The organism is uncultured Thiodictyon sp., from assembly GCF_903946935.1.
GTDB lineage: Bacteria > Pseudomonadota > Gammaproteobacteria > Chromatiales > Chromatiaceae > Thiodictyon.
This window is the reverse complement of sequence record NZ_CAJAXH010000017.1, coordinates 82,136-107,555: the sequence shown is the minus strand read 5'-3', so window position 1 is coordinate 107,555 and position 25,420 is coordinate 82,136. Positions and strand designations below refer to the sequence as shown.

21 protein-coding genes are annotated in these 25,420 nt (G+C 63.5%); 14 read left to right on the top strand and 7 right to left on the bottom strand.

From position 1 onward, the window contains the following. Window positions 1-5 precede the first annotated feature (5 nt). The 12 genes from nuoF (at window position 6) to QZX93_RS02155 (ending at window position 14,516) form a co-directional block, all read left to right on the top strand. Window positions 6-1,289, top strand: a complete 1,284-nt coding sequence (nuoF, locus tag QZX93_RS02210) for an NADH-quinone oxidoreductase subunit NuoF (protein ID WP_295388945.1) — start codon at window positions 6-8, stop codon at window positions 1,287-1,289. Window positions 1,290-1,331: 42 nt separating this feature from the next. After that, complete coding sequence (gene nuoG / locus QZX93_RS02205) at window positions 1,332-3,707, top strand: NADH-quinone oxidoreductase subunit NuoG (RefSeq protein ID WP_295388917.1); 2,376 nt, start codon at window positions 1,332-1,334, stop codon at window positions 3,705-3,707. Between the two features lie 6 nt (window positions 3,708-3,713). Beyond that, window positions 3,714-4,748 carry an NADH-quinone oxidoreductase subunit NuoH gene (gene nuoH / locus QZX93_RS02200; protein ID WP_295388916.1) on the top strand — a complete coding sequence of 345 codons (1,035 nt, stop codon included), beginning with the start codon at window positions 3,714-3,716 and terminating at the stop codon, window positions 4,746-4,748. Between the two features lie 29 nt (window positions 4,749-4,777). After that, a complete protein-coding gene (gene nuoI, locus QZX93_RS02195; RefSeq protein ID WP_295388915.1) occupies window positions 4,778-5,269 on the top strand; it encodes an NADH-quinone oxidoreductase subunit NuoI in 492 nt (163 codons plus the stop codon). Window positions 5,270-5,315: 46 nt separating this feature from the next. Continuing rightward, window positions 5,316-5,966, top strand: a complete 651-nt coding sequence (locus QZX93_RS02190) for an NADH-quinone oxidoreductase subunit J (RefSeq protein WP_295388914.1) — start codon at window positions 5,316-5,318, stop codon at window positions 5,964-5,966. Beyond that, window positions 5,963-6,268, top strand: a complete 306-nt coding sequence (gene nuoK, locus QZX93_RS02185) for an NADH-quinone oxidoreductase subunit NuoK (RefSeq protein ID WP_295388913.1) — start codon at window positions 5,963-5,965, stop codon at window positions 6,266-6,268. Before QZX93_RS02190 ends, nuoK begins: the two co-directional genes overlap by 4 nt. Before the next feature lie 207 nt (window positions 6,269-6,475). Further along, the gene (gene nuoL / locus QZX93_RS02180; protein ID WP_295388912.1) at window positions 6,476-8,470 is read left to right on the top strand and encodes an NADH-quinone oxidoreductase subunit L; all 1,995 of its coding nucleotides are present in this window, start codon (window positions 6,476-6,478) and stop codon (window positions 8,468-8,470) included. Between the two features lie 18 nt (window positions 8,471-8,488). Further along, window positions 8,489-10,084, top strand: a complete 1,596-nt coding sequence (locus QZX93_RS02175) for an NADH-quinone oxidoreductase subunit M (protein ID WP_295388911.1) — start codon at window positions 8,489-8,491, stop codon at window positions 10,082-10,084. A gap of 56 nt (window positions 10,085-10,140) precedes the next feature. Continuing rightward, a complete protein-coding gene (gene nuoN / locus QZX93_RS02170) occupies window positions 10,141-11,577 on the top strand; it encodes an NADH-quinone oxidoreductase subunit NuoN (RefSeq protein WP_295388910.1) in 1,437 nt (478 codons plus the stop codon). Window positions 11,578-11,643: 66 nt separating this feature from the next. After that, window positions 11,644-12,519 (top strand): 4-hydroxy-tetrahydrodipicolinate synthase, encoded by an 876-nt coding sequence (gene dapA / locus QZX93_RS02165; RefSeq protein ID WP_295388909.1) that lies wholly within the window; start codon window positions 11,644-11,646, stop codon window positions 12,517-12,519. A 55-nt stretch (window positions 12,520-12,574) separates the two neighbouring features. After that, window positions 12,575-13,783: an outer membrane protein assembly factor BamC gene (gene bamC, locus QZX93_RS02160; RefSeq protein ID WP_295388908.1), complete on the top strand. Its 1,209-nt coding sequence runs from the start codon at window positions 12,575-12,577 to the stop codon at window positions 13,781-13,783. A gap of 295 nt (window positions 13,784-14,078) precedes the next feature. Next, the gene (locus QZX93_RS02155) at window positions 14,079-14,516 is read left to right on the top strand and encodes a low molecular weight protein-tyrosine-phosphatase (RefSeq protein WP_295388907.1); all 438 of its coding nucleotides are present in this window, start codon (window positions 14,079-14,081) and stop codon (window positions 14,514-14,516) included. Between the two features lie 273 nt (window positions 14,517-14,789). Here QZX93_RS02155 and QZX93_RS02150 read toward each other — a convergent pair whose 3' ends face one another. The 3 genes from QZX93_RS02150 to QZX93_RS02140 form a co-directional block, all read right to left on the bottom strand. Next, window positions 14,790-14,987: a Uma2 family endonuclease gene (locus QZX93_RS02150; RefSeq protein WP_366759515.1), complete on the bottom strand. Its 198-nt coding sequence runs from the start codon at window positions 14,985-14,987 to the stop codon at window positions 14,790-14,792. Between the two features lie 158 nt (window positions 14,988-15,145). Beyond that, the gene (locus QZX93_RS02145) at window positions 15,146-16,924 is read right to left on the bottom strand and encodes a hypothetical protein (protein WP_295388906.1); all 1,779 of its coding nucleotides are present in this window, start codon (window positions 16,922-16,924) and stop codon (window positions 15,146-15,148) included. Window positions 16,925-16,994: 70 nt separating this feature from the next. Beyond that, window positions 16,995-18,767 carry a hypothetical protein gene (locus tag QZX93_RS02140; protein ID WP_295388905.1) on the bottom strand — a complete coding sequence of 591 codons (1,773 nt, stop codon included), beginning with the start codon at window positions 18,765-18,767 and terminating at the stop codon, window positions 16,995-16,997. A 209-nt stretch (window positions 18,768-18,976) separates the two neighbouring features. Here QZX93_RS02140 and QZX93_RS02135 point away from each other — a divergent pair, with 209 nt between their 5' ends. After that, complete coding sequence (locus tag QZX93_RS02135; RefSeq protein ID WP_295394321.1) at window positions 18,977-19,210, top strand: type II toxin-antitoxin system ParD family antitoxin; 234 nt, start codon at window positions 18,977-18,979, stop codon at window positions 19,208-19,210. A gap of 2 nt (window positions 19,211-19,212) precedes the next feature. After that, the gene (locus QZX93_RS02130; protein WP_295388903.1) at window positions 19,213-19,551 is read left to right on the top strand and encodes a type II toxin-antitoxin system RelE/ParE family toxin; all 339 of its coding nucleotides are present in this window, start codon (window positions 19,213-19,215) and stop codon (window positions 19,549-19,551) included. A gap of 145 nt (window positions 19,552-19,696) precedes the next feature. On the opposite strand, the gene QZX93_RS02125 is transcribed toward QZX93_RS02130, so the two are convergent. The 4 genes from QZX93_RS02125 to QZX93_RS02110 all read right to left on the bottom strand — a co-directional run bounded on the left by QZX93_RS02125 (window position 19,697) and on the right by QZX93_RS02110 (window position 25,411). Then, entirely contained in the window at window positions 19,697-20,143 is a 447-nt protein-coding gene (locus QZX93_RS02125; protein WP_295388902.1) for a hypothetical protein, read from the bottom strand. A gap of 1,004 nt (window positions 20,144-21,147) precedes the next feature. After that, window positions 21,148-21,717, bottom strand: a complete 570-nt coding sequence (locus QZX93_RS02120) for a Uma2 family endonuclease (RefSeq protein ID WP_295388901.1) — start codon at window positions 21,715-21,717, stop codon at window positions 21,148-21,150. Window positions 21,718-22,006: 289 nt separating this feature from the next. Then, window positions 22,007-22,609 carry a hypothetical protein gene (locus tag QZX93_RS02115; RefSeq protein ID WP_295388900.1) on the bottom strand — a complete coding sequence of 201 codons (603 nt, stop codon included), beginning with the start codon at window positions 22,607-22,609 and terminating at the stop codon, window positions 22,007-22,009. A gap of 99 nt (window positions 22,610-22,708) precedes the next feature. Beyond that, window positions 22,709-25,411, bottom strand: a complete 2,703-nt coding sequence (locus tag QZX93_RS02110; protein WP_295388899.1) for a hypothetical protein — start codon at window positions 25,409-25,411, stop codon at window positions 22,709-22,711. Window positions 25,412-25,420: the final 9 nt, after the last annotated feature.

The following is a 25,420-nucleotide window of genomic DNA, read 5'->3' as shown; positions in this document are numbered from 1 at the left end:
TGGCCCTGAACTCGCAAGAGAATACGGTTTGTTTTCGCACCTTGCACTTTCCCGCGGGAGAGCGCTGTGCCCTGGACGCCTATCGCGGCCTGGGCGGTTATGCGCAGTGGGAGCGGATCCTGCGCGATAAGGTGGACCCGGCAGCCCTGATCGAGGAGCTCAAACTCTCCAATCTGCGTGGTCGCGGCGGTGCCGGTTTCCCCACCGGGCTCAAATGGAGCTTCATGCCGCGTAATGCGCCGGGGCAGAAATACATCGTCTGTAACTCGGACGAGGGCGAGCCGGGGACCTGCAAGGATCGCGATATTCTGCGATTCAACCCGCACCAGTTGATCGAGGGCATGGCCATTGCCGGCTACTGCATCGGCGCGAGCGTGGGTTACAACTATATCCGCGGCGAATTCTTCGAGCCGATCGAGTGCTTTGAGGGTGCGGTTGCCGAGGCCTATGCCGCGGGCCTGTTAGGGCGCAATGTGCTGGGTTCCGGGGTGGACTTCGATCTTTATACCCACGCTGGCGCCGGCGCCTATGTGTGCGGTGAAGAGACTGCACTCATCGAGTCAATCGAAGGCAAGAAGGGGCAGCCCCGCTTCAAGCCGCCGTTCCCGGCGCAGTGCGGTCTCTATGGCCGGCCAACCACTATCAACAACACCGAGACCCTGGCCTCGGTGCCGGTGATTCTGGAGCGCGGCGGCCAATGGTTCCTGGACCAGGGGCGGCCGAACAATGGCGGGACCAAGCTCTTCTCCATCAGCGGACATGTGAACGCGCCTTGCAATGTCGAGGTGTCGCTCGGCACACCCTTCCGGGACCTGCTGGCGATGGCCGGCGGGGTCAAAGATGGGCGGGCGCTCAAGGCCGTGATCCCCGGCGGCTCCTCGGTGCCGGTGGTGCCGGGGGACCTGATGATGCAGACCGATATGGACTACGACTCGCTGGTCAAGGTGGGTTCGATGCTGGGTTCCGGTGCGGTGATCGTGATCGCCGAGGGCACCTGTATGGTCAAGGTTCTGGCCAACCTGTCGAATTTCTATATGCGTGAGTCCTGCGGCCAATGCACCCCGTGCCGGGAGGGTACCGGTTGGTTGGCGCGCGTGGTGGGGCGCATCGCGGCGGGGCGGGGGCGCCCGGCCGACCTGGACCTGTTGGATAGTGTCGCCGGGCGGATCGGCGGACGGACCATTTGCGCCTTGGGGGATGCGGCGGCGATGCCGGTGCAGAGCTTCCTCAAACACTATCGCGACGAGTTCGTGCAGTTGATCGAGCAGGGGGCGAGCCATGCCGCCTGAGCTTTGGTCCTGGACAAATGAGCCGCACAGCGAGACACCGCAATGACGGATAAGCTCACCATCGAAATCGACGGGCGCGCCTGCGCGGCGGCCCCGGGCGAGATGATCATCGCCGTGGCGGATCGTGAAGGCATCGCGATCCCGCGCTTCTGCTATCACCAGAAGCTCTCCATTGCGGCCAACTGCCGGATGTGTCTGGTGGAGGCGGAGCAGGGCGGGCGTCCCTTCCCCAAGCCGGTGCCGGCCTGTGCGACCCCGGTGTGTGCCGGCATGAAGGTGCAGACCCGTTCGCCCAAGGCGATCGAGGCCCAGCGCTCGACCATGGAATTCCTGCTGATCAACCATCCGCTGGATTGCCCGATCTGCGACCAGGGTGGTGAGTGCGAATTGCAAGACGTGGCCATGGGCTATGGCGCCGACTGTTCGCGTTTCAACGAGGGCAAGCGCGTCGTCATGGACGAGGACTTGGGTCCGCTGATCGCCACCGACATGACGCGCTGTATCCAGTGTACCCGCTGTGTTCGCTTCGGGGCCGAGATCGCCGGGCTGCGCGAGCTGGGTGCGACCGGACGCGGCGAATGGATGCGCATCGGCACCTATGCCGGCCATCCGCTGGTCCACGAACTGTCAGGCAATATCATCGACCTCTGCCCGGTCGGGGCCTTGACCGCCAAGCCGTCGCGCTTTACCGCTCGCGCCTGGGAACTCACCGCGCTGGACGGCATTGCCCCGCACGATGGGGTTGGCTCCAATCTGCGGTTGCATGTGCGCCGCGGCCAGGTCATGCGCGTTCACCCACGCGACAACGAGTCGGTCAACGAGACCTGGATCTCGGATCGGGACCGCTTCAGTTATGCGGGTCTGAATGGCCCTGACCGGCTGACCGAACCGCTGGTAAAGCGCGACGGTGTCTGGGTGCCGGTGGAGTGGACGCAGGCGACGACCCTGGTGGCGGAGCGGCTCAAGGCCGCCGATGGCGACGCCACCGGCTGGCTCATGGCCCCCACCGCCACCCTGGAAGAGCTTTATTTAGCCCAGGCCATCGCCCGGGGCTTGGGTTGCCCGAACATCGATCATCGCCTGCGCCAGCGCGACTTCCGCGGCGAGGGTGCCGATCCGCGTCTGCCCTGGCTCGGGGTGAGTATCCCGGAGCTTCAGACCCAGGAGTCGGTGCTGGCGATCGGCAGCGACCTGCGCGCGGAACAGCCGCTGCTCGCCCATCGCTTGCGTCAGGCGGTGTTGGCCGGCGGCACGCTCGCCCTGATCAACCCGGTGCCCCTCGATCTCACTCATCCTGCGACTCAATTGGCTCGGGGGCCGGCCGGGATGGTGGCGGACCTGGCGGGCATTGCCGCGGCGCTCGGGGCCAGCGGATTCGGTGTCCTGCGGGGTGTCATGGCGGGGGTCAAACCCGACGCGCGGCACCAGGAGATCGCCGCGTCATTGCGCACCGCGGGCGGCAATGGCGCTGGTCTGATCCTGCTCGGGGCGGTGGCCGCCGCCCACCCGGATTACACCTTGCTCAAGGCCTTGGCCTATGTGATTGCCAGTTTCAGTGGGTGTAAAGTCGGCTATCTGCCGGCCGCGGCCAACAGTGTCGGTGCGGCGCTGGCCGGGGCCCTGCCCGGCGTGTTGCCTGGGGGTTTGCCGGCGCCCCGGCCGGGGCTCGCGGTCTCCCAGATGTTGGCCGCGCCCTGCCGCACAATGGTGCTGTGGGGGCTGGAGCCGGCGCTGGACCTCGGCAATCCGGGGCTCGCGATGGAGGCGTTGGCCCAGGCCGACTTCGTGGTCGCGGCCAGTGCCTTCCGCTCCGCGTCGCTGGAGGCGGTGGCGGATGTGCTGCTGCCGATCGGTGCCTTCGCCGAGACCTCCGGGACCTTCGTGAACGCCGCCGGCACCTGGCAGAGTTTTCAGGGCGCGGTACCCCCTCCCGGGGCGGCCCGGCCTGGCTGGAAGGTGCTGCGGGTGCTCGGTAACCTGCTCGACCTGCAAGGCTTCGAGTATTGCGACACGGCCGAAATCCGCGCCGAGTTGGCGCAATTGTGCGAGTCGGCGCGGCTCGACAATACCCCGGCGGGTGAGCTCGCGGTGGCGCCCCTGGGCGTTGGCGAGGGGCTGATACGGCTCGGCGAGGTGCCGCCCTACGCGATCGATCCATTGGTGCGTCGCGCGCCGGCGTTGCAGCGGACCCCTGCCATGGCGGCCTTCGGGGTTGCGCTGAACCCGGGACAGGCGGCTGACCTGGGGCTCACCGCGGGCGATGCCGTGGACGTGAGTCAGGACGGGGGGGCGGTACGCACCCAGGTCATCATCGACCACCGGGTACCCTTTGGCTGTGCGCGCATCCCCGCGGGTGTCCCGGGCAGCGAGACCCTTGGCGACCAGTTCGCCCCTGTCAGTCTTTCCAAGGCGGAGTAGCGGCCAATGATCGAGCTGTGGAATGCCCTGCCGCTGTTGATCCAGATCTTACTCAAGATCCTGGCGATTGTTTTGCCCTTGCTGGGCCTGGTCGCCTATTACACCCTGGCCGAGCGCAAGGTGATCGGCTATATGCAGGTGCGCATCGGACCCAACCGGGTCGGTCCCCGCGGCCTGCTCCAGCCGATTGCCGATGCAGTCAAGTTGATGATGAAGGAGATCGTGCTGCCGACCAAGGCGGATCGGACGCTCTTTCTCATTGCACCGTTGATTGCCATCGTCCCGGCGATCGCCGCGTGGGCGGTGTTCCCCTTCGATGACGGTCTGGTCGTCGCGGATATCAATGCGAGTCTGCTCTATATCCTGTCCCTGAGTTCGCTGGGGGTCTATGGCATCATCATTGCCGGTTGGGCCTCCAACTCGAAATACGCACTACTCGGGGCCATGCGGTCCGCCGCGCAGATGGTCGCCTACGAGATTGCCATGGGGTTCGCCCTGGTGGGCGTGCTGGTGGCGGCAGGTAGCCTCAATCTCGGGGAGATCGTCCGGGCCCAGTCAGGCAGTGTGCTGACCTGGTACTGGTTGCCGTTGCTGCCGCTGTTCGGGGTCTATGTGATTTCGGGGGTGGCCGAAACCAATCGCGCACCCTTCGACGTGGCGGAAGGGGAGTCAGAGATCGTCGCGGGTTTCCATGTGGAATACTCAGGCATGGGGTTCGCGGTGTTCTTCCTGGCGGAATACGCGAACATGATACTGATCTCGGCCCTGTCGGCCATCATGTTCCTGGGCGGCTGGCTCTCGCCCTTCCCCCAGACCTGGGTGCATGGCATCATCGGGCTGGACAATGGATTCCACTGGCTATTGCTCAAGACCTTCGGCTTCATGTTCCTGTTCCTGTGGTTGCGTGCCACCTTTCCACGCTACCGCTATGATCAGATCATGCGCCTGGGCTGGAAGGTCTTCATCCCGATCACGATCGTCTGGATTCTGGTGGTGGCCGGTGCCGTCGTCGCTAAGTTGCCGCCTTGGTGGTCTGCCTAGATGACACACCAGATACCCAGGAGCCAGTTATGCTGAAGACCGCGAGCGACTATTTCCGGAGTCTGTTTCTCTTTGAATTATTCAAGGGGTTACGGGTCACCGGGGGCTATTTCCTAAAGCGCAAGTTCACCGTCCAGTATCCGGAAGAGAAGGCGCCCGCCTCACCCAGGTTCCGGGGGCTGCACGCATTGCGCCGCTACCCCAATGGCGAGGAGCGCTGTATCGCGTGCAAGCTGTGCGAGGCGACCTGCCCGGCGCTTGCCATCACGATCGAGGCGGAGGTCCGGGCCGACGGCTCGCGACGCACCACGCGCTATGACATCGATCTTTTCAAGTGCATCTATTGCGGGTTTTGTGAGGAATCTTGCCCGGTGGACTCCATCGTGGAGACCGGGGTCTACGAGTACCACTTCGAGGCGCAGGGCGAGAACATCATGACCAAGGAGAAACTGCTTGCCATCGGCGACCAATACGAGGCGCAGATCGCTGCGGCCCGCACGGCCGATGCGCCTTATCGCTAGAGCGCATTGCGTCAACCCGGCTAATTGACTCACGTTGGATTCATCCATGGGCTTTGAGAAATTTCTGTTCTACTGCTTTGCGGCCATCGCCCTCGCCTCGGCTGGGATGGTGATCAGCCGCCGCAATCCGGTGCATGCGGTGCTGTGGATGGTGGTCACCTTCGTGAGCGGCGCCGCCCTGTGGATCCTCCTGGAGGCCGAATTCCTGGGGATTGTGCTGATCCTCGTGTATGTCGGCGCAGTGATGGTCTTATTCCTCTTCGTGGTGATGATGCTGGATGTCGATATCGCCACCCTGAGGGCGTGCTTTATCCGCTATCTGCCGCTCGGTGCCGCGGTGGCCTTGCTGATGCTGGGCGAGATCGTGTGGATCGTGGGGCCGGCCAACTTCGGGCTGACACACTTCCCCAGTCCCCCCGCGGCCGGTCTGGATGTGAATAATACGCATGACTTGGGGATGTCGCTCTATACCACCTATGTCTATCCAGTCGAGCTGGCCGCGGTGCTCCTGTTGGTGGCGATTGTCGCCGCCATCCGGCTGACCATGCGGCGCCGTACCGACACCAAGACGATCGACCCCGCGGTTCAGTCGCGGGTGAAGAAGGGCCCGGATCGTATCCGGATCGTGAAGATGGCCTCGGTGGGCCCGCTTGAGACCCCCGAGACCCTGGCAGAAGCGAAGGACGAGCCCCGATGATCGCACTCTCCGACTATCTGATTGTGGCCGGCATCCTGTTCTCCATCGGGGTTGCAGGGATTTTCCTCAATCGCAAGAACGTGATTGTCCTGTTGATGTGCATCGAGTTGATGCTATTGGCGGTGAATACCAATTTTGTCGCCTTTTCGCACTTTCGGCATGACATCACGGGACAAGTCTTTGTGTTCTTCATCCTGACCGTGGCGGCCGCCGAGGCGGCCATCGGGCTGGCGATCCTGGTGGTGTTGTTCCGTAACCGGCGGACCATTAACGTGGAGGACCTCGACAGCTTGAAGGGATGACCTCGCAAGCCAGTCGCGCAGCCTTGGCTGGTGCCAAAGGCCAGCTCAACCGCATCGACGTCGTGTGCGCGTCATGGCCGCTGAGCGACCAAGACTGCATTCCCACGCGGAGCGTGGGAACGAGTCCTGTTAATCCTGTCCATTTATCGGCAGCCGTATATGACTTTGCAGTCACAGCGGATGCCCTAGAGAAAGAGCCAACGTGAGATGGAAAAAGTCTACCTGACCATCGTGCTCGCCCCCCTGATCGGCGCCATCGTCGCCGGATTTTTCGGTGGGCGAATCGGCCGGCGCGGTGCGCACTCGGTGAGCATATTGGGTGTGAGCGTGTCCGCCGCCCTGTCGCTCTACACCCTGTCGCGGTTCATCTGGCACGATGAGGGCACCTTCAACGGGACGCTTTATACCTGGATGGTCTCCGACGGCATCCGGTTCCAGGTCGGCTTTTTGGTCGACCGGCTGACCGTCCTGATGATGGCCACCGTGACCTTCGTCTCACTCATGGTACACATCTACACCATCGGCTATATGGCGGATGACGAACATAACTGGCCGCACGACTCCAAGGTCGGCACCAATAGCTATCAGCGTTTTTTCTCCTATATCTCGCTCTTCACCTTCGCCATGTTGATGTTGGTGATGTCCAACAACTTCATGCAGTTGTTCTTCGGCTGGGAGGCGGTGGGGCTGGTCTCCTATCTGCTGATCGGGTTCTGGTCGGTGCGCGAGTCGGCGATCTTCGCCAACCTCAAGGCTTTCCTGGTCAACCGGGTGGGTGACTTCGGCTTCATCCTCGGCATCGCCGCGGTGGCGATGTATTTCAATTCGATGGACTACAAGGAGGTCTTCGCCCGGGCACCGGAGTTCGCCCAGACCCAGGTGGCGGTGTTCGGCGGGGTCTCGCTGATGACACTGATCTGTGTGCTGCTCTTCATCGGTGCTATGGGTAAGTCCGCCCAGGTGCCGCTGCATGTGTGGCTGCCGGATTCCATGGAGGGTCCGACGCCGATCTCCGCCCTGATCCATGCGGCCACCATGGTCACCGCCGGTGTCTTCATGGTGGCGCGGATGTCTCCGCTGTATGAACTCTCGGACACGGCACTCTCGTTCGTCATGATCGTCGGCGCGACCACCGCATTGTTCACTGGACTGATCGGCCTGGTCCAGAGCGACATCAAACGGGTGGTGGCCTATTCGACCCTGTCGCAATTAGGCTATATGGTCACTGCGATGGGCGCTTCGGCCTATGCGGCGGGCATCTTCCATCTGATGACCCACGCCTTTTTCAAGGCGCTCCTGTTCCTGGCCGCCGGCTCGGTGATTTTGGCGATGCACCATGACCAGGACATCCGCAACATGGGCGCTCTGCGCAAATATCTGCCGATCACCTGGATCACCTTCCTGGTCGGCACCCTGGCCCTGACCGGGTTCCCCGGGTTGGCCGGTTCATTCTCCAAGGATGCCATTATTGAGGCGGTGGAGGAGTCGACGCTCTACGGTGCCCACTATGCGAGCGTCCTGCTCACCATCGGTGTCGTGGTGACCGCCCTGTACAGCTTCCGACTGTATTTCCTGGTCTTCCATGGCAAGGAGCGCATGAATGACCACACCCGCCACCATCTGCACGAGTCGCCCTGGGTGGTGACTGTGCCCTTGGTGGCGTTGGCGGTGCTGTCTGCCGTGAGCGGCTGGTTGGCCATCGAGCCGCTGCTCATTGGCGATTGGTTCAAGGATGCGATCATGGTCACGCCGGCACATGATACCCTGATGAAGATTCGCGAGGAGTTTCATGGGCCATTGCAGTATGTGATCCACGGCCTGCATTCCGAGGTCTTCTACCTGAGCATGGGCGGCATGGTCGGCGCCGGTCTGATCTGGTGGTTTGTGCATTCATTTAATCCGCGAATCGATGAGCAGATCCAAAAGTACAGTGGCCCGCTCACATGGGTGCTGGTCAACAAATACGGCTGCGACGACTTCAACCAGCGGGTCTTCGGTGGGGGCAGTCAGTCGGTCGGCCGGGTGTTCTGGAAGGGCGGCGATGAAGTCCTGATTGACGGTGCCATCGTCAACGGGTCGGCACATTCAGTGGGGCGCCTGGCCGGACTCACGAGCCGCCTGCAAACCGGCTTTCTCTATCACTATGCCATCGCCATGATCGTCGGGCTCGTCGGCCTGTTGACGATCTTCGTGGCCCTCTGATCCAGGAGACACAAGACGATGGAATCGGGTTTCCCCCTGCTGACGCTAACCATCTGGCTGCCCATCGTGGGCGGCATCGCCGTGCTCGCGAGCGGCGACGGCAACCGTCAATTCACTAAATGGATGGCGCTGACCTTCGCGGTGCTGACCTTTGTCGTGAGCCTGGGTCTGTGGCTCGGCTTCGACAGCAGCACCGCACAGATGCAGTTCGTCGAGCACGTGTCCTGGATCCCGAGCTTTAAGGTGTTCTATCACCTGGGGGTGGACGGGATCTCCATGCCGCTGATCGTGCTCACCACCTTCGTGACCATCTTCGTGGTGGTGGCCGGTTGGGACGTCATTACCTATCGGCCCTCCCAATACCTGGCCGCCTTCCTGATCATGGAGGGGATCATGGTGGGGGTCTTTGCCGCGCTCGATGCCTTGCTGTTCTATGTCTTCTGGGAGGCCATGCTGATCCCGATGTTCATCATCATCGGGGTCTGGGGTGGGCCGAACCGGGTCTATGCGACCATCAAGTTTTTCCTGTTCACCTTTTTTGGCTCGGTGTTCATGTTGGTCGCGCTGATCTACCTGTATTTCAAGGCGGGCAGCTTCAGTATCCTCGATTTCCAGGCGCTGGAGCTGGGTATGAACGCCCAGGTGCTGATCTTTATCGCCTTCCTGCTCGCCTTTGCGGTCAAGGTGCCGATGTTCCCGGTCCATACCTGGCTGCCGGACGCCCACGTGGAGGCCCCGACCGGTGGCTCGGTCATCCTGGCGGCGATCATGCTTAAGATCGGCGGCTATGGCTTCCTGCGTTTCAGCCTGCCGATCGCCCCCGACGCCAGTGCCTCGCTGGATTGGCTGATCATCGCCATGTCACTGATCGCGGTGGTCTATATCGGTTTCGTCGCACTGGTCCAGCAGGACATGAAGAAGCTCATCGCGTATTCATCGATTGCGCACATGGGGTTTGTCACGCTGGGCTTCTTTATCGTATTCTCGATCGTGCGCCACTCCGGTGTCAGCACCGGGTCGGTGATGGGGATCGAAGGCGGTATGGTACAGATGATCTCCCACGGATTCATCTCCGGGGCACTGTTCCTGTGCGTCGGCGTACTCTATGACCGGGTGCATTCACGCAAGATCGCCGACTACGGCGGGGTGATCAATACCATGCCCTGGTTCGGTGCCTTCCTGGTGTTCTTCGCCATGTCCAATGCCGGGCTCCCGGGCACCTCGGGTTTTGTGGGTGAGTTCATGGTGATTTTGGCCGCCTTCCGGGCCGATTTCTGGTTCGCCTTCCTGGCGGCCACCACCCTGGTGCTGGCCGCCGCCTTTACCCTCTGGATGGTGAAACGGGTGGTCTTCGGTGAGGTGGCGAACCCCCAGGTGGCAGCGCTTCAGGACTTGAATGGCCGTGAGGTCTTCAATCTCGGTGCCCTGGCGGCGGCGGTGCTGTTGTTCGGCCTGTGGCCGGCACCCCTGGTGAATGTGATGCACACCACGGTCCAGAATCTGGTCACCCAGGTCGGCGTCTGCAAGCTGCCGGCCGCAGAGTCGGCTGCGTGCCTGCGGGGCAAGCCGATTCCGGTGGCGTCGCTGGCGCCCTCGGCCGATAACCCATTTTAACCGCCCGGTGCGGCCGCTGACGGCCAACCGGGCGCCTGTCGCTACGGACGATGCCCATGCCATTTAACTCCGCCAATCTGCTGCCGATCCTGCCGGAGATTGCGATCCTCATCACCGCCGCTGTCGTGTTGGTGGTGGACCTCTATCTCAAGGAGAAGGACAAGGGCGTCAACCACGTCTTGGCCCTCATCGGTCTACTGGTGGCGTTCGTGCTCACCGGTCTGGTCGGGGGCGGCGAACGGGTGCTGGCCTTTGACGGCAACGTGGTGCGCGACCTCATGAGCGACCTGCTGAAGGCGGGTGCATTGATCGTGTCGGCGCTGACCCTGGTCTATGCGCGCCCCTGGCTAAAGGACCGCAATCTCTTGGCGGGCGAGTTTTATGTGCTGTCACTCTGTGCGGTGCTTGGCATGTTGGTGATGATCTCGGCCAATACCTTCCTCACCCTCTATCTCGGATTGGAGCTGCTGGCGTTATCGCTCTACGCGCTGGTGGCCTTCGACCGGGATTCCAAGTTGGGGTCCGAGGCGGCGATGAAATATTTCGTCCTGGGGGCGCTCGGTTCGGGCCTGTTGCTCTACGGCATCTCCATGATCTATGGTGCGACCGGCTCGATCGAACTCGGCGCCGTGGCGCGCGCGGTGGCGGAGCAGGGCAGTGGCAATAAGGTGCTGGTCTTCGGTGTCGCCTTCCTGGTGATCGGGATCGGCTTCAAATTCGGTGCCGTGCCGTTTCACATGTGGGTGCCGGATATCTACGAGGGGGCGCCGACCCCGGTCGCGATGTTCCTGGGTTCGGCCCCCAAGATCGCGGCCTTCGCGATGATTGTGCGCTTGCTGGTGGAGGGACTCAACGCGCTGCATACGGATTGGCAGGGGATGTTGGCGATCCTCGCGGTGCTGTCCATCGGACTTGGCAATGTCGCGGCAATTGCCCAGTCCAACATCAAGCGCATGTTCGGCTATTCGACCATCTCGCATGTCGGTTTCATCTTTCTGGGGCTGCTCGCGGGGTCGACGCAAGGCTACGCGTCGGCCATGTTCTACACCCTCACCTATGCACTGATGGCGGCGGGGGCCTTCGGTATCCTGACGATCCTGAGCCGCGAGGGGTTCGACGCGCAGAATCTGGAGGACCTGAAGGGGCTGAACGAGCGTGACCCCTGGTATGCGGCGATGATGGCGCTGCTGATGTTCTCCGCGGCCGGGGTGCCGCCGACGGTCGGTTTCATGGGCAAGCTGTTGGTGCTCGAGGCCGTGGTGCGGGTCGACATGGTGTGGTTGGCCTTGGTGGCGGTCTTTTTCTCGATCATCGGGGCCTTCTACTACCTGCGGGTTGTCAAGTTCATCTATTTCGACCAGCCGACGACGGCCGTGCCGATCGTGACCACCGGCGGGGTGCGGGCGGCCATGACCGTCAACGGGCTCGCCATCCTGTTCTTGGGCCTGTTCCCGGCGGCGCTGCTCGGGCTGTGTCAGGCGGCCTTCCCGTGACAGTTGTCCCGAGGGGTGCGTGGGGGCTACCATGGGCCGCTTTTCCACCCAACTGGAGCTTCAAGCATGTTGTGCGGCAGTATCGTAGCCCTGATTACGCCCATGGATGCCGATGGTGGGCTCGATGACGCGAGCCTGAAGCGTCTGGTCGACTTCCATGTGGAGGCCGGGACCACGGCCATCGTCTCGGTGGGGACCACCGGTGAATCGGCGACCCTGGACGAGTCCGAGCATTGCCGGGTGATTGCGCGTACCGTGGAATTGGCCGCCGGCCGGGTCCCGGTGATCGCCGGCGCCGGGGCGAACTCCACCCGGGAGGCCATAACGCTCACCCGTTGCGCGAAGGAGGTTGGGGCCGACGCCGCCCTGCTGGTCACCCCCTACTACAACAAGCCGACACAGGAAGGGCTTTATCTGCACCACCGGGCGGTGGCCGAGGCCGTCGATCTACCCCAGATCCTCTACAATGTCCCGGGTCGTACGGCGTGCGACATGCTGCCGGAGACGGTGGCGCGGTTGTCGGAGGTCCCAAACATCGTCGGGATCAAGGACGCGACCGGTGACCTGAAGCGGGTGGCGATCCTGCGCGCGGCCTGTCGCGAGGGCTTTGCACTCTACAGCGGGGACGATGCGACGACCTGCGACTTTTTGTTGCTGGGCGGTGACGGCGGGATCTCAGTCACCGCCAATCTGGCCCCGCGCCTGATGCAGGCGATGTGTCAGGCCGCACTCGCGGGTGATCGGGCCGCCGCCCGCGCAGTCGATCGGCGTCTCGCCGCGCTGCACCGCGACTTGTTCGTGCAGTCCAATCCGATCCCGGTAAAATGGGGCGCTGTCGAGTTGGGGCTATGTGGGGTCGGTATCCGGCTCCCCTTGACCTGGCTCTCCGATTCTTTCCATGCGCGTGTGCGCTCCGCCTTGCAACAGGCGGGCGTCCTGTGATGCGGGACGGCTTGCACCCGTCCCGCAACGCGTATTCACCGAGAGGCCCAAGACCTTGAGACGATCCTGTGTCCTGGGCGGCCCCGCCGTCCGGTTGAGTCTGATATTACTGGTCGCCTGCGCGATGACCGGCTGTGGCTCCGCCACGTTGCAAGAGTTGCTCCCCGATCAGAGCGTCGCCTACAAGAAGAGTCGCCAGGCCGAGCAAAACCTGGAACTGCCCCCGGATCTCAAGGGCGCGAACTTCGACGACGCCATGGATGTCCCGCCCGTTTCCGGCGGCGCCACCTATTCGCAATACGCGGGTGTCCGTGACCAACGGCGGCAGGGCTCCCAGACGGACGCTGGCTCGGGGGCGGTCCTGCCCGCGGTAGAGAACGTGGAATTGCGCCGCAGTGGCGATTCCCGTTGGCTCGAGGTCGGCTCGGTCCCGCCGCAGGTATGGCCGCGCGTGGTGGCGTTCTGGCGGGAGCAGGGCATTCTGCTGGTCGAGCAGAATCCGGCGGTCGGGGTGATGAAGACCGATTGGATCGAGAACCGAGCGGAGGTCCCGACCGATTTCGTGACCCGTATGATTCGCAAGGTCGCCGATGGTCTCTATGCGACGGCTACCCGCGATCAATATACCGTCCGCATGGAAGCCGGGGTCAAGCCCGGGACCACGGAGGTCCATCTGACCCACAAGGGCATGGATGAGAAGCTCGATACCGGCACCCTGGGTGACAGTAAACGCACCGTCTGGCAGCCCGGCAAGAACGATCCCGGCAAGGAGGCCGAGATGCTACGTCGCCTGATGCTGTCCTTGGGTGCCACCGACAAGAAGGCCGCGGCGGCGCTGACCTCCACCGGTCGGTCGGCTGCGCCGACCACCGGCGCACGACCGGGGGCCGGCATCTCGCATTTGGTGACCGAGGGCGGGGTGCCCGTGTTGGTGATCAACGACGAGTTCCAGCGTGGCTGGCGAACCACCGGTGGGGCCTTGGATCGCGCCGGCTTCGCGGTGAAGGATCGCGACATGAGTCGCGGTGCCTATTACGTCCGCTATGAGGATGTGGACGCCGGGTCGGCCGGGAAAAGGCGCACTTGGGGCGACCGCTTGGCCTTCTGGCGCAAGTCCGACATCGATCCGGTGAAGGAATACCAGATCAAGGTGGAGGCCCGGGGCCAGGAGACCCGCGTCAGTGTCCTGGGCGCCAGCGGCAAACCGGATGGGTCGGCCTCCGCGCAACGCATCCTCGAACTCTTGCAGGGCGAGATCAAGTAAGGTCGACAACCCGGGGCGGCGGCACTGTCGCCGCCCCGGCGCTCAGGGGTGGCCCGGGCCGTAAGACGCGTGCTTCTGAAAAGGGCAATTGTCACGACAAGGCGCCATGCGAGCCAAGGGTGTTGCGGGCGTTATCGGCGCTGGGGCCTGTCCCCGGCGGGTGATCGGGATGTCCGGTCTAGCTGATCTGTATTGCTTGGCGAGCTTGGCGCCTTGGCGTGAGCCATTCCCGAATGTGGGCTGAGCCTGCTGGTTGGCAGTCCATGTCACCGAGTGTCGACCGGAGCGTAATTTGATGTTCCGTCATTTACTTGTCGTTTGCACAGGAAACCTCTGCCGCAGTCCGCTGGCGGAGGCGCTGCTGCGCGCGCGTCTGGCGCGCGCCGGCAGGACGATCGAGGTCGCCTCTGCCGGACTGATGGCGGGCCTGCGCTACCCGGCGGATGAGACCACCTGCCTGGTGGCGGCGGAGCACGGTTTGGACCTCTCGGCCCATGAGTCCAGGCCGATCGAGCCCGAGTTGATTCGCTGGGCGGACCTGGTGCTGGTGATGGAACAGGCGCAGCGTCGTGAACTGCTGGACATGGCCCCAACCGCCGCGGGCAAGGTCTATTTGCTGGGGCACTGGTCTGAGGGCGAGATTACAGACCCCTATCGCCGCGGGCGCGACGCTGGCGAGGCGGCCTATGCGCAGATCGAGGCCGCGGTCGAGGCGTGGCTGGCGCGGTTGTAAGCGACGGCTGGGGCCATGCCGTTTCCTCCTCTGCAAGCGCATCAACCGTCGGAATAGAGCGGGGCGTCGGGCCTTGGTCATCGCTCCCGCTAGACCGGCGCTTGCGGCAACCCGTCGCGGCCTGGGGGTCGCTCCTACGCAGGTAGGAGCGGCCCCCAGGCCGCGACGAATGTTCGCGGGATGCCCGGAATAAGGATCAAGGCCGGTCGTCGAACGTCGGACAATGGTCGTCCTTATTCGTCACGCACGCGCACGGACAGGCCACGCAGACGCTCAGGAGCCGTAGGGGGTGCCGCGGGTGGCCGAGCGCAGGTGAAATGCGAGATTTAGGCCAATGCGGTTATGGGCCGCGCCAGCACCGGCCATGGCGAAGACCCGGCCGGCCACATACTCATGGCGGATCGGGCTTTCCTGTTCGCCCTGGAGATAGTCGGGGACGCTCAAGGTGGCTATCTGGGCGGGCAGGTTCATACGCATCCTCCGCGATGTTGGGGTGGACCCTGCCAAGCATACCGCGGCGACTGGCAGTTGCCGAGGTGGGGCGACATTTGGACTGGCCAGGGCGCCGGGCGGTGCGGTTCGTCGCGCTTGCCACACCCTCCGGACCTCGGTTGCCAGTCCATAGACGTTCAGGCAAGGTCCGGGTTCGCGGACGGGTAACGCCGCAGGTGCTCCTGCATCGCGGCGATGACCGCGCCACGGGTCTGCCAGCGTTCCGGCGGTAGGGTCTCAATCAGCGCCAACAGGACGGCCTCGGCGCTCGCGTCCGGCAGATCGTTGTTGGAAATGATCCCGAGCGCGTCATCCACCGCGCTCGGCTCCTCGGTCGAGCAGTCGATTAGCACCTTGACCAGCGTGCCTGCCCGTTCAGGCGCAAGGCGCCCTTGGGCCAGGATGACTAGCCAGGCAGCGGCCTGCATGCGGGCGTCGCCGAAGTCGGCGGGGTTCGGCAGGAGTCGCGGATCTTCCGGCGTGTACCCGTCCGTGCAAGCCTTGGCGAGCAGGCGCAGCAGGCCGCCGCGGTGGGGATGGGCGATGGCGGCTTGCTCAAGGGAAGCGCCTACCTCTGCGGTAACATCTCGTTCGCCTGCGTCGATTTCTTTGACATCACCGAGCATATCCAAGATTTCGGCCGACTCGTCTGTCTCGCCTAGCGCAATCGACAACTGGTAAATGCAGTCCAAGCCAACCTCGCGATCGCGCCCGTGGGCAACGATTTCTCGAAGCTCTTCATTCTTGAGCCACCGGCGTGCCGAGCGCGTGGGATCGGCCCACTCCAACTGGTCAAACAAGTACATGGCAAGAGCCCGGCGGGCAGTCTCGCGATTTATGGATCGGCTCAGTTCAGCAAGAGCGCCAAATTGGTCGTCGCTGCTATAGTTCCGGACCCATCCCGCGACGTCGGAGGGGAAACCGATACGCTCTATTGCGTGATCAAAGGGCAGGTCGTTTTTGGGAGTGTATTCAAGGTCCGAGAATGTCAATCCTTGGCTGGCCCACCGTATCTCCGCGCGTCGCCATTCCTCCGGCGTCCCTAACGCGCCGGTTGAAACGAGGTCGATCAGGCGTTCCTTATTGTAGCCCTGACGGATCGCAGTCACGCATGCGCCGACCGGCCACGGTGTATAGCACGAAACCTCGTCTCCAATGCCTTTTGAGTAGCTTCCGTCAGGCAGACTGCGCAAGAGCTCGGCGAGCGCCCCCAAACTGGGGCGATTAAGAAAAGCTCCGATCAGGCCGATCCATTTCCAATCGGATCGTGCTGACGGCGGAATCTCTGAAAGCGTTACAGCATTCCTTGGGAACGAGCCCACAAGCCGCCAATGCAGCGGCTCTTGAACTGGTTGAAGAGCAATATCGATATGTTCGGCAGAACCTTCGAGCACGGCAAACTGCTTGACCGCGATCAACTTATCAACGGTTTCGAAGGGGTCCTCATCAATCAGTTTCAGCCTTCTTACAATCTGATAGCTTGTAACAAACCGGAGAACGCGCACGGGCGGTAATTCAAAAACGATCTCACTCCATCGATCTAACGCCCATCTGCCAAGCCTCCCTGTCATGCTGGCTTCCACAATTTCTATAGCCTCTTCGGGGGACGCTGGCCAATTGGCCTCCGCCAAGTCCTTGGTCCAGAGCACCTGTCCATCCACCAGCGGCAACAACGTCCGCCATGCGCCGAGCCGGCGCACTGGATCGCTGTCCGCCAAGGCGCGGCCCAGCTCCTCCTGGAATACCGCATCCACCTCGGGCCGATACTGGCGCGCCAGCCGAGAGTGCGCATCGCCGGGCGGCAGCTCCGTCAGTCGCAGCGCAAGCCGGGCGAACAGGCGCAACTGCGCGGGCTGGCGGGCGACCGCGCCGTCTTCGAGGATGTCGAGCGCGAGCTGGGAGCCGGTCAGCAGCACACGATCGAGGCCGGCGCCCTCGTTGAGTTCGCAGCACAGCGTATGGATGCTGTAGCGCAGGTGCTCCCGGTCATGGAAACAGCGCCCGGCGGCGAATAGAAAGACGTTGCGCCTCGTGGGTGTTCAGCAGATCGGCGGCGGGGATTGCGCGCTCCCGCTCCCGTTGTACGATGATGCGGTAGTACTCGTCGAACAGGCGCCAGCGCTCGCGCGGCGGCTGGCCGACCGTCTCCACCAGCAGGGTCATGATCGTGACCTGCAACGGGCTCTGCATCAGGTGGGCGGTGGCCGGCTCCCGCCCGGCCTGGGCCATGCGTTCGCGGATGCGCGACACCTTGTCCTGGTCGGCGCCCCAGCGCTGTTCGGCCAAGCGCTGCGCGTATTGCAGTGCGCGGGATACCGCAAGCGGCAGCAGTGCCCGATGGCGGAAATAGCGTGGGGAGAAGTCGTCGTTATACCCCTGGGGGCGGCTGGTCGCGACCAGTAGCAGGTCGGCATTGCAGTCGTTGGCATCGACCAGAAAGTCCTGCACCGCATCGAGCACTTCCTTGCGGTTCGAGGTGGCCGGTACTTCGTCCAGGCCATCGAGCACCAGCAGCCAGGGCCACGCCTTGAGCCAGGCGCGCAGGTCGTCCGCGCACAGGTCACGCTCGGTGCGTCGGCGCACCAGCGCGAGCAACCAGCCGAATAGGGACGACACCTCGCGCGCACTGAGGGCCGCGGCAAAGCGGTTCAGCTCGATGCGTACCGGGAAGCGCGGCATGGCCGGCAGGGCCAGGGACGCCCGCCCGCATTGCTCCCGGATCAGCCTGCAGGCGTCGTACGCCTCCGGGAGCAGCGGGGCCTTGGCGATGTCGGTGAGTAGGGCGACCCGATGCAGTTGGCACAGGAACTGCGTCAGCGTGCTCTTGCCTTGGCCGGGGCCGCCAATCAGGATGATGCGGCCTGGCGGAGTGCTCTTTCCTAATATATCCCCAAAAAGTTCCAGAAAAATATGAGTGAAGGCGCCCGGCGCTGGCGGCTTATGCGGATTGGAGGCAGGGTCCAGCCGCCGCCCGCCGATCTCGAGCAACTCGGCGATCCCGGTGGGCTGATCGGGCGTTTTCGACGCCAGCCGCCCGGCGCCGAAGGCGAGCGGTCCGGTGTCCCGCTCCCCGACCGGAAGGTCGATGAACACCCGGGCCAGCGGTACGGGCCCCTCGGGGTTGTGGCCGGCCTGGCCGAGGTTGACGTATTGCTCGGCGCGCAGTTCCTTCTGCAGGTAGTTGACCATGATGGCCCGGAAGTCCTGGGTCCGCGGCGCGATCTGCGCCAGTAGGTTTGCGAGCACGTCCCCGGCCGTGATCCAGGCAGCATAGGCGGTGCGGACCGCCTCCTGGGTATCGAGCAGCATGCACAACTGGTCGTGATCCCAGACATGCCAGCCCTTGAACGCGAGCCGGTCTTGATAGTCATCGAAGAGGGCGGCGACCCGATCCTTGCCGCCACTGCCGGCCGCCGGGGTCAGCACCACGTTGGTCGCGAACAGGTAGTACTCGGGCCGGCGCAGCTTGCGATCCGGGTCGATGAACTTTTCCATCTCCGCCTTGAGCGCGTCAATGACCCAATCGGCATCCCTGCCGCCACCGAGGGGGCGCTGGCGGAACTTGGCCTGGATCACGCCATAGCCATCCCAGGGTGCGGCGGCGTTCGGAAACGGCACCGGTCCGTCGAAGGTCGCCTCGCGCCCGCCGTCCGGCCCGTCGCCGAACACGTTCACGCCGGGGCCGAGCACCGCGACGGCCAATGCCTGGACCAGTTGCTCGAAAGACCGGGTCGAAAGGCGCGTCAGATCGTAGTCCATCGGGTTCGGGCTCAGGGTTCGATCAAAAGGAGCGGGGCGCCCAGGCAGTGTTGGCTCGCAATACCGTTGCGCGGCATCGTGCATCGCCCGGGGCTTTGCGCCAGTATGCCACGACCCAGTGCATCATCGGGGGTCCGGAGCCCCTGGACCGGCGTGGTAGCCCGCCGCGGTGTCCCCCGCATCGCTGCCGCTATGATATTCTTCCAGTTATGAGCACCATGAATATCTCCCTACCCGACGCGCTCCAGTCCTATGTGGACGAGCAGGTCGCCGGACGCCGGCTCGGCACCAGCAGCGAGTATGTGCGCGAGCTGATCCAGCGGGACCAGGATCGCCAGCGGCTGCGTGGCTTGCTACTTGATGGCGCCGACTCCGCCGCGGCGGCGCCCGCCGACCGGACCTATTTCGATGCACTGCGGACCCGCGTCAGCCGGGGCGTTTGAGCGTGACCGAGAAGCCGGTCATCCCTCGCGAACAGGCCACGCGGGATGTCGAGGCGATCATCGACGACTATCTGGCCCGGCACGCGGCTCGGGCCGCGCTTGGATTTATTGACGCCTTGGAGCGAGCCTACGCCCACATCGGCGCCCACCCGGCGACAGGGTCGACGCGCTACGCCATTGAGCTGGATCTGCCGGGGCTGCGTTCGTGGCCCTTGGCGCGTTACCCGCACCTCGTTTTCTACTGCGAGCGGGAGGACCACATCGATGTCTGGCGCATACTCCATGGCAAACGCGATATCGCCGGGTGGATGAGGGAACCGGCGGACCGCGACGGCACCTGATTGCCACCTGATCTGGCGCAGCGGGTCCGGAACCGGAGCTCAGAGCTCGACTAGGGTCCGCCCATGGGTGCGGCCGGCGAGCATCCGCTCGAAGACCTCGGGCAGTGCGTCCAGGCCGACCGTTTCCGCGACCAGTGACTCCGCATCAGCCGTCGGAATAAAGCGGGTCGTCGAACATCGGACAATGGTCGTCCTTATTTGTCACACAGGCGGACGGACAGGCCACGCAGACGCTCAGGAGCCGCTCCCAGGCCGTCCCCGTAGCGTCTAACAACCGATCGAGCAGCTTGTCGGTCAGGCCCGGAAAGGCGGCCTCGACCTGCTCCCAACCGATCTCCATCTGCGGGATCTCGCCCCTGAGCTGCTTCAGCACCACCCCTTGCAGTCCGATCGCCAGTGCGATGCAGGAGCCGTCGATGCGCGCGCGATCATAGCCGCGCTTGGCGAGCGTGCGCGCGAGCGGCGGCGCGATCGCCTGGCGGATCTCGCACGCCAACTCGAAGGCGAACCAATTGAGCTTGCGCTTTCCGCCGGGGAGGGCGGAGAAACGACTCGGGTCGATCTGCGGATCTGCTTCGGGCGGGGGTGTCATGGGTGGCGTGCGGTGATCAGGATTGAGCAGGGGTGCGCGGAGGATAGCCGTTGCGATGGACAGGCGGTAGTCCCGTGCGCCCTATCCCGCGGCGTCGTGGACGGCGCTTCGCTCCTTCGTCCTGGCCGTGCGGCGGCAAGGTGGCCCAAGCAGCCCGAGCGCGTGCGCGGCCTCGGTGGTGGGAAAGAACGTGCTGCGGCTCAGGGCATCAAGACCTCTAGCAGCCTGTCGGACTTGATGGCGTAACCGATTGATTAAACAGGAAAACGACTTTTTGGCGCAAAAGATGAAACTCTTTGCATTCAATCGGTTGCATCACTAAGTCCGACAGCCTGCTAGGCTAACCTTTAAGGAAGGTCGTGGGGGCTTTTTTGCGCACCACCGCGCCATTTGGTGAGTCACTGACGACAAATCCGCGTCGGTTTCCGAAATTGCGTCAACGCTGACCGCCAAAATGACAAGGTTTCTGTCGTAGCGATTTCCTGTGCGGATTTTCGGTGTTCACCGGCGAGCGTTCCGGTCCCCTGGCGCACTTTTCCGCTCCGGAAAATCGCTTTCCGTTCTCCCTCTGGCGCACATCCGGCAACGATCGTAATTTCTTATTTTAAGACAGCAGGATAGACTCGCGCGGAAAAGTCCCGGGGGAGGACGGAAAACGGTTTTGTGTAGACACCCCGGCGTATTCCGCGGCGGGAACAGCGCGCCTGTCCGCCCTGAAGACCAGAGTGTGAACACTGCCGGCTGCACCGGCGCAAAACTCTCTGAGTCGGCGCGGAAAACCGCGCACCCGCCGCCCCGGCGGCCGGAGTGTATGCACAAAAGGCGGCGGGGAGGCCCGGCATGCCGGAGTGCAGCGGGGACGGCTGGGGGGAACGCGGCCGACTCCATTTTGCGGCAGCCCCCCTTTTTGTTGTCCACGAGGCCGCACCCGGATTCCTGCCAGCGGTCCATCTGGGCTACGCCGCGCGGCCTTATCCGACCGCCGAAGCCCCGCAGGGCCGGCCCTATGCGGGCAGCACCACGTCCTCGTAGAGGTCTGCGAGGGTGAAGCGGATGTCGAGGTCGCCGCAGGCAAAGGCCAACTCGCCGTCCTCAATGGCCTGGTAGTGCCAGCTACCGTCGGCACCCCGTTGATAGACCTCTACCAGCCGCCGATCCTGGGCCACCAGCAGGTAGTAGCGCAGTGCCGTTAGTGCGCGGTAGGCGAGCAGCTTTTCGCGCCGGTCGATCGTCTCGGTGGACGGGGACAGCACCTCCGCGATCAGGCAGGGTGACGCTTTGTACAGGGACTCCCGATCCGTCGGGTCGCAGGTCAGCACGACGTCCGGATAGTAAAAGGCGTCGTGCGTCGCCACCCGGACCTTCATGTCGCTGACGAAAACGCCGCAAGGGGTGCCGCGGGTGGCCGAGCGTAGGTGAAAGAACAGATTGCCGGCAATGCGGTTATGGGCCTCGCCGGCACCGGCCATGGCGACGACCCGACCGGCCACATACTCATGGCGGATCGGGCTTTCCTGTTCGCCCTCAAGATAGTCGGGGACGCTCAAGGTGGGTATCTGGGCGGGAAGGTTCATACGCATCCTCCGCGATGCTGGGGTGGGCTCCGCCAAGCATACCGCGGCGACTGGCGGTTGCCGAGGTGGGGCGACATTTGGATGGGGGCTGGGCGGTGCAGTTCGCAGCGCTCGACGCACCCTCCGGAGCTCGGCTGCTCGGCTGCTCGGCTGCTCGGCGGCCCGCTGACGGCGGATCGCGCGCGGTTCCGGCACCCAAAGCGGCTCATCCATGCTTCTCCGTTGCAACTGGCCTTGAATCAGCGGTATGCGGCAGAGGCCATTTTGGTATCTGCTACATACCACACAATCACTGGTCCTCTTCATTCACCCCGGAAACTGGATAGACGCACCAGTCTTCGCTAGGCTTTTGCATGACCTCATCACAGACGCGTTGGTCGTCACTATTGTCTGGGTCGAACTCACGCCAGCCATGTGCGCCGATTTCGACCAACGCCCCGCCGGGAGTGTGGGCAATCCAGGCCCAGCAAGTCGGTTCGGTCTGGTCAGAGCTTGCACTCTTCCAAAGCTCTTGGATCAGGTCCGGGGCATGCTCGGCGAGACCCCTTACGAGCGTCTCGTTGCTGCTCGACAAGCAGTACAGGAACCAGGCGGCCGACAGCTCAGACGAGGCCGCACATTCTTCCCGCCTGGTCCTCGGGTCCAGACTCCCGGCTGTACCGTCTATCAATCGCTCCCAGGCGTGCTTCGACGTCGCTCGGATCAACCAGTGGTCTCGATTCAAATAGATAGCTGTGCGATCGTTGACTAAGCAGACCTGCTGCCATTCCGCGGGAAACTCGATCTCGGGATAGGCGACCCTGGGTTCACGCCAAGTCGGCGCATTGGTCCAAACCGCGCTGACGTTTCTCCTCCAAATCCAAGGATGTGTAATGTGCCCGGATTTGAGCATCCACGCTCGCTCCATGCGCGCAAGCAGTCGGTCCGGCGGAAGTGCGGCCGCGTTCCAAGAGGCCGATTTTCTCATAAAACGCATCGATTCCCGGTCCGCCTAGAGATGACCGGTGCTGGGCATAGCCATCGATAATTCAATGGTGCAAAGACTTGGATAATCGTAGCCCTGCCAACGCAATTGGCCATGATCAAATATTGCCCTTCCTGATAGAATTGAGGGGTAAGATACCGCGCGCCAATTGAACTGACGCTCTGTCTCGTACTCATACAACCAGAAGCGGCGTTCGGCAGCCGGGGGCTCGATATCCAGCGAAGCCGTATTGTACAGGGCATAGATCGATGCTTGATGCGATCGGGCAAACTCGCTGAGCTGCCCGGCGAGATTCTTGTACAGGTCTCGTATAGCCTTCAACGCCTGCTCGCTGGGTTGCAGTCGGTTGCGACTGACCTCCAGACCCGCGGCGGCGGCGGCCGTCCAGTCCACCTCAATGACACCTCGCCAGCGATGCTCCTTCAGGGAGTCGGCGTCATGATCGGCCGTCATGCCGAACCAACCCATGACAAAGGGACACCAGGGAGAGACACCATGCGTGCTCCTGTCGCTCAGACCTTCGGTTTCGAGCACCCTGGTGCTTCCGTCCTTTCTGACGCTAAAGAAATCCAGGCAAGGCCCGTCGTCCAACTCGAACCAAGGGAAAAATACACGGAAACGACCCAGCCCGCCCGGCAAGTCTCCGGTGACGGGCTGCGACCACCTCAGTCGCTCGTGTGCCGCTTCGCGCAACCGCGTGCGCCGATCCCGCTCGCCCTGCCACTGCGTTAGCCGCTCTGAGGGCGTCAAGTCCCCGAGCTGCTCGGGCAGGTCCCCCCGCCCTGACGGCCGCTCTTCAGGGGATTCCAACACTGTCAAACACTGGGTGGCATAGTCCCCCGGCTTGCGGACCCATCCAGGGGCGTCTACGGACCAGGAGGCTTCAGAGATCGACGGGCACTTGATCTGGAGCTTGCAAGGCACATGCAGCAACACGGATCGAACGTAGCTCAACAGCCTGTCCCAAAAGGCGCTCGCATCCGTGCCGATGACCTCGGGCTTGAGAAGCAGTCGAACCTCAGTCCCTTCGAGGCAGTCCGGATCCCGCTTCAGTTCGCCGAATCCGCTCAATCCGTCGGTTTCAAATCTCCAGCCGTTGGCCTCGCCGGACTGGGCGGACTGGCAACGCCTGGTGCGGATGTGCAGCCGATCCGCAACCATGAAAAAGCTGAGCACGCCGATCCCGAATCTGGCGGTGCGCTCCAGGCGGAAGTCGGCCTGTTCACAACGTCGGGCCAGTTGCAGCAGATCGGCGCGCTTGACCGCCCCGCTCACCAGGAAATGATCGCGGATGATGGACTTGCTCATCCCAGCACCCCGATCTTTGCAGACCAGCCAATCCCCATCCGTTCCCCGCTCCAGATGCAGTTGGACCGAATAGAGCTTGCCCAGCATATCGGGCAGGTCCGGATTGCCAGGGTCGGACAGACGCTCGCGTGCGATGCGTTCGCGAACGGCGTCGAAGGCGTTCTGCAAGAGCTCGCGCACGGCTGCCATCGGATCGCCATAGAGCTCGACACCGGCGAGCAGCCGGAGCACGCGGCGCACGTCCGGGCGAAAGCTGCCGTCTATGTATTCGTAGGCGCCATCCAGCGGCTCGATGCGCTGGGTCAGGGTGGCGCTCAGATTCCAACGGTGCGGCATCTCCGTGCTGGAGCCGCGCAGCCGGGAAAAATCGGTCTCGTTCGCGAGTCGGCGGCAGACGAGGAGCTCGGCCTCAATCATCGCCGCCGTGTCCCTGGTGGCCTTGTGGATCAGTGCGGAGCGCGGATGCGCCTCGAGCCGATACTGATCCCCAATCTTGGTTGTGGTGATGTCGTGATCCTTACGCCAATAGATGAGGCTGGACGAATCCACGTCCCGCTGCCGAAGTACGACCTCAGGCGTCCTCTCCGGATCGTTCTCCAACACGTCCGCCAGGCGCAGTACCGAGGCCAGGTAGCGCAGATGGACCACATGGCCAGCACCAACCATGATGGGATCGAACCGGGGATGATCCAGCTCGTCGAACCCGACGTGATGGCTCTTGCAGATGGCAATCAGGTTATCGCGCCAGTTCTGGTAGGTCCCGAGGCGTTCGCCGGCCAGATTGGCCTCGATCCATTCTCCGCTCCAATCGTTGTGGCGTTCCCGGCAATAGTGCGCGACGAGCCATTCCGCCTCGCCCAGGGTGCGACCAGTCGGCGGACTCTCCGCGAGGGGCGGCGTGACGCCGTCGCCGTGCTCGTCGAGCCACTGGCGGAATCTGTCGATCTCGGTCGCCGCCAGTCCGCTCGGCTCTCCGGTCAGCAGGTACCTGTAGTGGCCGCGGACGCGATGCTGCTCCGGCGTCATGCCGATGTCGTGCAGGTAGGCGGACAAGAGCAGCAATGCGAGCTCGAAGGCCGTGAGCCGGGAGAGCACGTCCTCGGGAACGATCTCGACCATGCGCTCGGCGACGTGGTAGCCGTGTTGGGCGTCGTGCAAGGTGAAATCCGTTGCCGCGGTCCCGCCCTGTTGCAGCACGGCTTGAATCCGGTTCATGCAGGAGTCGAGCAGATGTTTGGCTTCTGCGAATCCGGGCCGTCCGGCTTGCGCGCCCGAGTCGACTTCCGCGTAGATGGCAGTCTGTTTCCAATCCTTCAGGTCACTGGTCATCGCTGTCTCGGTGGGAGAATCATGGTGCTGACGAAGGCCCGCAGACGGAGGAACGCGCAGCGGTTCCGCCACCCGCCGGCT

What these genes read in the sequence shown, in the direction of transcription:
- dapA (WP_295388909.1), top strand. Translation starts at nt 11,644, where the DNA reads ATGTTGTGCGGCAGTATCGTAGCCCTGATTACGCCCATGGATGCCGAT.
- QZX93_RS02190 (WP_295388914.1), top strand. Translation starts at nt 5,316, where the DNA reads ATGGGCTTTGAGAAATTTCTGTTCTACTGCTTTGCGGCCATCGCCCTC.
- QZX93_RS02140 (WP_295388905.1), bottom strand. Translation starts at nt 18,767, where the DNA reads ATGGACTACGATCTGACGCGCCTTTCGACCCGGTCTTTCGAGCAACTG.
- QZX93_RS02135 (WP_295394321.1), top strand. Translation starts at nt 18,977, where the DNA reads ATGAGCACCATGAATATCTCCCTACCCGACGCGCTCCAGTCCTATGTG.
- QZX93_RS02155 (WP_295388907.1), top strand. Translation starts at nt 14,079, where the DNA reads ATGTTCCGTCATTTACTTGTCGTTTGCACAGGAAACCTCTGCCGCAGT.
- QZX93_RS02150 (WP_366759515.1), bottom strand. Translation starts at nt 14,987, where the DNA reads ATGAACCTGCCCGCCCAGATAGCCACCTTGAGCGTCCCCGACTATCTC.
- nuoG (WP_295388917.1), top strand. Translation starts at nt 1,332, where the DNA reads ATGACGGATAAGCTCACCATCGAAATCGACGGGCGCGCCTGCGCGGCG.
- QZX93_RS02175 (WP_295388911.1), top strand. Translation starts at nt 8,489, where the DNA reads ATGGAATCGGGTTTCCCCCTGCTGACGCTAACCATCTGGCTGCCCATC.
- nuoK (WP_295388913.1), top strand. Translation starts at nt 5,963, where the DNA reads ATGATCGCACTCTCCGACTATCTGATTGTGGCCGGCATCCTGTTCTCC.
- nuoL (WP_295388912.1), top strand. Translation starts at nt 6,476, where the DNA reads ATGGAAAAAGTCTACCTGACCATCGTGCTCGCCCCCCTGATCGGCGCC.
- nuoI (WP_295388915.1), top strand. Translation starts at nt 4,778, where the DNA reads ATGCTGAAGACCGCGAGCGACTATTTCCGGAGTCTGTTTCTCTTTGAA.
- nuoH (WP_295388916.1), top strand. Translation starts at nt 3,714, where the DNA reads ATGATCGAGCTGTGGAATGCCCTGCCGCTGTTGATCCAGATCTTACTC.
- QZX93_RS02125 (WP_295388902.1), bottom strand. Translation starts at nt 20,143, where the DNA reads ATGACACCCCCGCCCGAAGCAGATCCGCAGATCGACCCGAGTCGTTTC.
- nuoN (WP_295388910.1), top strand. Translation starts at nt 10,141, where the DNA reads ATGCCATTTAACTCCGCCAATCTGCTGCCGATCCTGCCGGAGATTGCG.
- QZX93_RS02115 (WP_295388900.1), bottom strand. Translation starts at nt 22,609, where the DNA reads ATGCTCAAATCCGGGCACATTACACATCCTTGGATTTGGAGGAGAAAC.
- QZX93_RS02120 (WP_295388901.1), bottom strand. Translation starts at nt 21,717, where the DNA reads ATGAACCTTCCCGCCCAGATACCCACCTTGAGCGTCCCCGACTATCTT.